The 7,674-nt window shown below is 56.4% G+C and carries 7 protein-coding genes; 4 read left to right on the top strand and 3 right to left on the bottom strand.

Features of this window, described 5'->3' with window-relative positions; all coding sequences use genetic code 11:
* The coding region (locus tag NZ823_10030; protein ID MCS6805463.1) for a hypothetical protein at window positions 1-228 on the bottom strand (228 nt) is incomplete at its 3' end.
* Between the two features lie 954 nt (window positions 229-1,182).
* Between NZ823_10030 and NZ823_10025 the strand changes: the two genes are divergently transcribed.
* The 4 genes from NZ823_10025 (at window position 1,183) to NZ823_10010 (ending at window position 5,812) form a co-directional block, all read left to right on the top strand.
* A complete protein-coding gene (locus tag NZ823_10025) occupies window positions 1,183-2,013 on the top strand; it encodes a hypothetical protein (GenBank protein ID MCS6805462.1) in 831 nt (276 codons plus the stop codon).
* A gap of 44 nt (window positions 2,014-2,057) precedes the next feature.
* Complete coding sequence (locus tag NZ823_10020) at window positions 2,058-3,101, top strand: TPM domain-containing protein (protein ID MCS6805461.1); 1,044 nt, start codon at window positions 2,058-2,060, stop codon at window positions 3,099-3,101.
* Window positions 3,102-3,238: 137 nt separating this feature from the next.
* A complete protein-coding gene (gene acs / locus NZ823_10015; protein ID MCS6805460.1) occupies window positions 3,239-5,137 on the top strand; it encodes an acetate--CoA ligase in 1,899 nt (632 codons plus the stop codon).
* A gap of 87 nt (window positions 5,138-5,224) precedes the next feature.
* A complete protein-coding gene (locus tag NZ823_10010) occupies window positions 5,225-5,812 on the top strand; it encodes a CoA pyrophosphatase (protein MCS6805459.1) in 588 nt (195 codons plus the stop codon).
* Between the two features lie 175 nt (window positions 5,813-5,987).
* Here the strand turns inward: NZ823_10010 and NZ823_10005 are convergent, their stop codons facing one another.
* Both NZ823_10005 and NZ823_10000 read right to left on the bottom strand, forming a co-directional pair.
* The gene (locus NZ823_10005; protein MCS6805458.1) at window positions 5,988-7,211 is read right to left on the bottom strand and encodes a S8 family serine peptidase; all 1,224 of its coding nucleotides are present in this window, start codon (window positions 7,209-7,211) and stop codon (window positions 5,988-5,990) included.
* Between the two features lie 192 nt (window positions 7,212-7,403).
* A partial coding sequence (locus NZ823_10000; protein ID MCS6805457.1) for a CHAT domain-containing protein occupies window positions 7,404-7,674 on the bottom strand: 271 nt, incomplete at its 5' end.

Genomic DNA, 7,674 nt, shown 5'->3' with positions numbered 1-7,674 from the left:
CCGATACCAGGCGCTCCAATCCTGCTCGGTCGCTCCCAGGCTCACCAACCGCTGGGTCATCGTCTTGCGCCCAAAGCTGAACAGCTCGGCCATCACTAACGCCTCGACTCGCACCCAACTCCGCCGCTGCTTGGCCGCCTCACGATGCGCCTGCAGCAAGCGAATCAATTCCTTGAGCAACGACGGCTCGCTGGTCTGAATCTTTCTGGCTGTGTTATCTTCTCTCACGATGTCCTCCGATTTTCTGAGATTTTAAAAACTCCTCAATTTTAACTGGAGGACATCCTCCCCTCAAAAAGCGCCAAAGTCCAGCCAGACGTGAAACGTCTGGAACAGCAGACTAAACAATCATGGCGCGTTGGAGACGCGCGACGACATGGGTGTTCGCGGCGAGTGTTTCAGTTGCACGAATGACCCCATGGGAGGGCTGCTGGCGCCTCTCCAAGGCGCCAGGGATTAGGGGATGACGGCTCCCAGACGTTGCACGTCTGGCTACCTGCTGGCGGCGGCTGCCGCCGCCAAAGAGTGAAGCCGGATTGGGGATGACGTTCACCCAGATGTTGCACGTCTGGCTACCCACTGGTGCGCGGCTGTCGCCATCGAAGCATAAATTTATTGACCATAACGTGACTAGAGCAGTTTTCAATTGCCTTTAGCTTAGGAGCCCCGCATCTTGCGAGCCAGCACGCTGGAAGCGGGCGCTCCCAGCGCAAATTCATTCGCAAACCGCTCTAAAGGCTAAGTGAAGGTCGTACACTCCTGCTCAGTCGTTTCAGGTCCCGCTATGTTTTTTGGCTCCACGAACGTGGTCTTTCCCTCCGCGTTCGGTATCCCAACAAAAATCTCTTGTGCTCGGCTAGCCCACAACAAAAATCTGCTGCACTGCGCCAGCAGTCAAGAAACATCACTTGCGCTTCGCTAGCTGTCAGCAAGATTTTCCTTCCCACTGAAGCTGTCAACAATAACCGTGGCTGCTTTTGAACCTCCAAGCTGACCATTTCTGGCACGAGGAATCAGCGCCATGAGCAAGGCGCACAGCAGGAGTTTTGAGCCATACTCCTATCCCTCGCGACGGTAGGTGCGGTTCATCCGAACGCCACGCTTGCATCGAATCTTCGTCCCAGCTATTATCGTTCGGCCCGGTGAACACGAGAGTAAGATTCCAACAGGAGAAACGAGAGAATGAAGAAAAAAACAGCGATAGCCGGTTGGTTGATCGGTGGATTTCTGGCTGGTTTCTTGGCTAGTCACTTTGGGTTGTTGACGCCGTCCGATGTCAACGCAGCTATTCAACACTTCTTTTTCAACTCGGTCCGTATTGGCTTGGCGCAGCCGCCCATGCGTGACTTCTTCGGCACCGGTGACCTGATTACAAGCCGGCGCACGTTCACCACTGAAGTGGTAGCCGGCGGCTTGACTGACAATAATGTCACGACAGCCGGACGGATTCGTTTGCGTGATCAACAAGCGCGTGAGTTAATTCAGATGGCCGCCAATGAGAGTGCCGGCGGCTCGATTCAAATCAATGGCCCTGATGGTCAAACGACCGTTGCGATCAACGGTGGCCCATCAGGCGGCAGCATTCAACTGAACGGTCGCGGATTGGATCTGGCTGAAATGTTCGAGCTGCGCCAAGCAGATCAGATTCAACCTGGCCACGTGGTCGTCATTGATCCAGAGAAAGCTGGGCGGCTGAAGCTCTCTACGCAGGCTCACGAGCGCGGCGTGGTTGGCGTGGTTGCCGGCGCCGGCGGCCTCTATTCGGGCGTGGTACTGGGTATGCGAGCAGACACATCCTACAAGCCGGTTGCGCTGAGTGGTCGAGTCTACACGTGCGTTGACGCTTCCTACGGCGCGATCAAACCGGGAGACTTGCTCACCACATCACCGACGCCGGGCTATGCCATGCGCGTGAGCGATACCGGGCAGGCACAGGGCGCGATCATTGGCAAGGCCATGGAGCGTCTTGATCACGGTCGAGGCAAGATCCTAATACTCGTCTCGCTGCAATGAAAACATGCAGGGGTTGGGAACAGTGGCTTCTGGCAGCCTGTCTGGTGGCTGTTGGAGCCAGCCTTGTTTGGGCGGAGCGCCCGGAAGAGATTCCCAACCCCAAAACCCGCGATAATACCTGGGTCACCGACCTGACCGGCACACTGCGACCGCAAACCATCCAACAACTCAATACCATCATTGATACACTAGAAGCCGAGACGACGGCTGAGATGGCTGTTGTGGTCATCAACTCGCTTGAAGGGCGCGAGATTGAAGAGTTCGCTCACGATCTATTCCAACGGTGGGGCATTGGCAAAAAAGGTAAAGACAACGGCGTGCTCGTTCTGTGGTCTACTGGTGACCGGCGCATCAGGATTGAAGTCGGTTACGGACTGGAAGCCATCTTACCGGATGGCAAATGCGGTGCGATCCTAGACAGCTACGTTATTCCCTACTTCAGAACAGGTGACTTTGACTCCGGCCTGTTGTGGGGCGTTCAAACCATTGCCGCCGTCGTCAAGAATCAACCGGTTGATATTCCTTCGGCCACCACAGAAAGCTACGATGAATCGGAAGAATTTCCGACAGAGGCGTTAGGACTGCTCGGTGTGATCCCGCTCGGCATCGGGTCGTACGTCGGCTATCGCCGATGGCGCCGCTATCGCAAACGCCGATGCCCTTCCTGCGGCGCGATGATGCGTCGCTTGCCCGAAACAGAAGAAGACAAACATCTGGATGAGGTCAAGCAGCTCGAAGAGACGCTCCGAAGCGTTGATTACGACGTCTGGTTATGTCCGGCCTGCTCGCATCATTTCACGCTGCGCTATCCCAGATGGTTCAGCGGCTATAACCAGTGCCCGCAGTGCCTCAACCGAACCTGTTCGAGCACCGAGGTGACGGTGCGCGAAGCAACGACCTATAGTGAAGGGAGAGCGAAGATCACCGAAGCCTGCGAATTCTGCACGTATCATCGCGTCTACTACCGAACGATCCCACGCATTTCAACCAGCGCGTCGTCCGGCGGCAATTTTGGTGGCGGCAGCTTCGGCGGCGGCAGTTTCGGCGGCGGCAGCTCCGGCGGTGGCGGCGCCAGCCGAGGTTACTGACCCGTCAACGATGGCAGGGGCCTTTGCTGCCCTCAATCAGCGCAATGGAACCAGAGCCAACCGATAAGAATTGATTGTATCGGCTCGTGATTTTGGCTAGCTTATAGCGCTTGTTCATTCCACTGTGGAGGGAAACCATGTCAACCATTCAAGAGCAAATCAACGTGCTCACTGAAACGAAGAACGTGTACCATCCGCCGCAACACATTCTCGAATCGGCCTGGATTAAAAATTACGAGGAAATTTATCAGCAATCCATCGCTGATCCAGAACGATTCTGGGCTGAGATCGCCGGTCAACTGGAATGGTTCAAGCCTTGGGATAGAGTGCTCGAATGGAACTATCCATGGGCGAAATGGTTTGTCGGCGCACAGTGCAACATTAGCTACAACTGCCTCGACCGACACGTTAACAACGGGCGCAAAAACAAAGTGGCGCTCATCTGGGTTAGCGAAGACGGCTCCACGCAAACCTACACGTATGGTCAACTGTTGAAGCAAGTCAACCGGTTTGCCAATGCCATGAAATCACTGGGCATCACTAAGGGCGACCGTGTCACCGTCTACATGCCGCGCATTCCTGAACAGGTCATTGCGCTGCTGGCCTGCGCTCGTATTGGCGCGGTTCACAGCGTCGTCTATTCAGGTTTCAGCGCGCAAGCGTTGCGTGACCGTATCGTTGATGCTGAAGCGAAACTGGTGATCACGGCTGACGTTGGCTATCAACGCGGCAAGACAGTTCACCTCAAAGGCATCGTAGACGAGGCGGTCGAGCAAGCGCCGAGCGTTGAGCACGTGGTCGTCGTGCGACGGCAATCGCCGCCGCTGGAGCTATTCCCGCCGCGCGAACGGGACTGGCATGAGCTGGTCAATGCGGCCTCTTCGATCTGCCCGGCCGAACCGATGGATGCCGAAGACCCACTCTATTTCCTCTACACATCGGGCACGACCGGTCGGCCCAAAGGCGTCGTTCACGTTCATGGCGGCTACATGGTCGGCACGTACATCACGGCCAAGTGGGTCTTTGACCTGAAGGACGACGATGTCTATTTCTGCACGGCTGATCCGGGTTGGGTGACCGGTCACAGCTACATCGTCTACGGGCCGTTGCTGAACGCGGCTACAGTGCTCTTCCCTGAAGGCGCGCCTGATTATCCTGATCCGGGGCGTTGGTGGTCATTGATCGAGAAATATGATGTGAGCATTTTCTACACAACGCCGACGGCCATCCGCTCACTCATGCGTTATGGCGAGCAGTGGCCGCAGAAATACGACTTGAGCAGTTTGCGCATACTTGGCAGCGTCGGTGAGCCGATCAATCCCGAAGCCTGGTTGTGGTATTATCGCGTCACCGGCGAACGCTGTCCGATCATGGATACCTGGTGGCAGACGGAAACCGGCAGCACGTTGATCACGCCCTTGCCGTGCGTACCACTCAAACCTGGCTCAGCGACACGACCGTTCCCCGGCATTGTTGCGGACGTAGTGGACAAAGACGGGCATCCGGTGCCGGCCAAGCAAGGCGGCTTTCTCGTCATCAAGCATCCATGGCCGTCTATGAAGCGTCGCATTCACAAAGACCCGCAGCGGTATGAGCAATACTGGAAAACGATTCCCAATGTGTACACTGCCGGCGATGTGGCCTTCAAAGATGAAGACGGCTACTTCTGGATTTTGGGTCGCGCCGATGACGTGATCAAAGTGTCCGGCTACCGGTTAGGCACGGCTGAGATCGAAAGCGCGCTGGTGAGCCATCCGGCAGTGGCCGAAGCAGCAGCCATCGGCAAGCCAGACCCGGTCAAAGGCGAAGCAATCAAAGTCTTCGTCATCTTGAAAGAAGGCTTTGCCGCGACCGACACCATGGCAGAAGAACTGAAAGCGCACGTGCGCCACACACTCGGCCCGATTGCTGTGCCATCAGAGCTGGAGTTCACCACCTGGTTGCCGAAAACGCGCAGTGGCAAGATCATGCGCCGCGTGCTGAAAGCGAAGGAAATGGGCATGGATCCGGGCGACATCTCAACGCTGGAAGAATAGGATGTTGCCTCAGAGAGAACAGAATCGGAAGAATAGGATGTCGCTTCACCGATGACCGAGCGGGAAGAATAGGATGTTGCTTCACTGATGACCGAGTTTGACCTGATCTGCCAAAAGCTTGCCCACCGGCTGGCATCAGCCGACCATCTGCCGATTGATGCCGGTGAATATGAACAGGCAGCCGTCACGCTGGTGCTGCGCAATCGCGATGGTCAGGCTGATGTGTTGATCATCAAGCGAGCAGAACGCGCCGAAGACCCGTGGTCAGGCCATCTGGCGTTGCCGGGTGGCCGGGCTGAAGTGGGCGACCAGGATTTGCGCGAGGTCGCGGTGCGGGAGACCCGCGAAGAAGTCGGTATTGACTTGCAGGTGGGCGGGCGGTTCCTCGGCGTGATGGAACCGTTGCAGCCGGTCACCCGCCGATTGCCGTTGATTGTGGTGACTCCACTGGTGGCTGTAGCGCCGCCGAACGTGCTTCTGAAACTTGATCCACGCGAAGTAGAGGACGCATTCTGGCTATCCATAACGGAACTTCAACGAGAGGGGCGCTCAGCGTCGGTCTCTTATGTTTTTGCTGGGCAGACACACCAGTGGCCGGCTTATCCATCGCCGCGCGGTGCGATCTGGGGAATGACCGAACGCATCCTAACGCGATTTCTTGCGCTATTGGAATAAGCATCAGGCTCCCTGGTTCATTGCGGCAAGCGCCCTGCGCCGCTGGGCTTGTGCTCGGCCGAGCTTCAGATCTGTTGTGGCGCTTGGAAGAAAACCAGAGCGTCAGTCTGATGGTATGCAACAAATTTCACAGCTACATCGGAATCACCTGAGAATGCCCGGTCAGTCGGTGTACTCAGCGGACAGCCTCGTAGCAGTTAATTCGACCTTTGCCCATGCCGCCGCCGACGGGATCGGCTGTGTCGCCGATTCTTTTGGCGACGTCAGAATGACGGCCGCGAGCAATAATCAATGCTGCCTCGCCGCTGACCAGTGGCGCGGCAAACGATGTGCCATCCCACCATGCCCAGCCGCCACCTGGATACGCGCTGTAGATGCTCACGCCGGGCGCAGCCACATGAACTTCTTTGCCTTCACAGCTCCAGCTTGTTTTCCTATCCTGAGCGTCTGTAGCAGCCACAGCGATGACCTCCTTTGCCCTGGCCGGATAACGGACAGCGCCTCCTGTATTGCCCGCCGAAGCAACCAGCACCGCACCACGTGAGCGAGCGTAGACGACGGCATCTTTCACGACGCGAAGCTCATCGTGGTAGCTGAAGCTCATATTGATCACCTGAGCGCCTTGATCGGCAGCCCAGCGAATGGCGCTGGCAATGGCTGAGGCATCGCCTATGCCAGCCGAATTGAACGCACGGATGGGCATGATCGTCGCGTCTGGGGCAACGAGCAAGACCGTGCCGGCAGCATGCGTGCCGTGGCCGTAGGCGCTGCCGAATCCTGTTTCAGATGGGTTTGTGTCATTGTCCACGAAATCATAACCCACAGTCACGTTGCGAAAGAGCGGGTGCGTTGTATCCACGCCTGAATCAATCACCGCGACCGTCACACCGAAGCCCTTCGTGATCGCGTGCGCCTGCGGAGCTTTGACGAGCGTTAGCGCATATTGTTGAAAATAGTCAGCCGGCGATACACCATCCAAAAACGGCATGCTGCGCGGATCAATGTTCGGGATGCTGCGTTGGTCCGATTCGAACTGATCAAGTCCCACTAAGTAATTCGGCTCTACCCATTCGACGTCACGATCTTTACTCAGCCGAGCGACGAGCTGCTCGACACTGAGCCTGTCACGCGCGGTTAGATTGGTCAACGACAAGAGATACTGGTTGTTCTTGTGGTCTTTTTTCACCGTCAAGTTGTAACGCGCCGCTAACTGTCTAGCGACCACGCCCGGCTTTAGTTGAACGATGACTTCACCGTCCTTATACTCGCCGCTTCGTTGCGCTGCCAGCGTTACATCACCGACCAAGTGAAATGATCTCGGCGTCAGCGCCGAGGCCATCAAAATCAGAATGACCACAACCAAAAAGGCGTTTTTATGTGCGATGATCCGATGCTTCATGGCTCATTCTCCTCGATAATCCTTTGCAGAACGTCTTTGGTAGTGCCTTGCGCGGGAACCCAGCGTCCGTGCTTGGTATTCTCTCATTTCTTCGATCACTGGCATATTCGTAAATATGCTTAAATCCCCTTGGAACATCACCTATCTTCCTCACCTGTCACCCTGTCTGACGCAGATTCCCCGATTAGCTTCTCACGGTGCTCCGATTAAGACGAAAGGCGCCCAGTGATAGGGATGTGGATATTGCTGCTTCAGGGCCAACTGAGCTTGCCGCAACGCCGCCCGCTTGCTCTGGCCCTGCCGCAACCCACTATAAAACTCCTCCATCAACCGCGCCGTCGAACCATCATGCACCATCCATAAACTCACCACCAACGACGGCGCCCCCGCATACAAAAACCCTCGCATCAACCCAAACAACTCATCCCCAGGAAATACCTCGTTCATCCCCGTCTCACACGCA

It is taken from the genome of Blastocatellia bacterium (assembly GCA_025054955.1).
Lineage (GTDB): Bacteria > Acidobacteriota > Blastocatellia > HR10 > J050 > JANWZE01.
Note: the sequence above shows the minus strand (reverse complement) of the source record. Positions and strands in the feature narration are given on the sequence as shown.

Coding starts and splice junctions, on each gene's coding strand:
- NZ823_10025 (MCS6805462.1), top strand. CDS start 1,183: ATGAAGAAAAAAACAGCGATAGCCGGTTGGTTGATCGGTGGATTTCTG.
- acs (MCS6805460.1), top strand. CDS start 3,239: ATGTCAACCATTCAAGAGCAAATCAACGTGCTCACTGAAACGAAGAAC.
- NZ823_10010 (MCS6805459.1), top strand. CDS start 5,225: ATGACCGAGTTTGACCTGATCTGCCAAAAGCTTGCCCACCGGCTGGCA.
- NZ823_10005 (MCS6805458.1), bottom strand. CDS start 7,211: ATGAAGCATCGGATCATCGCACATAAAAACGCCTTTTTGGTTGTGGTC.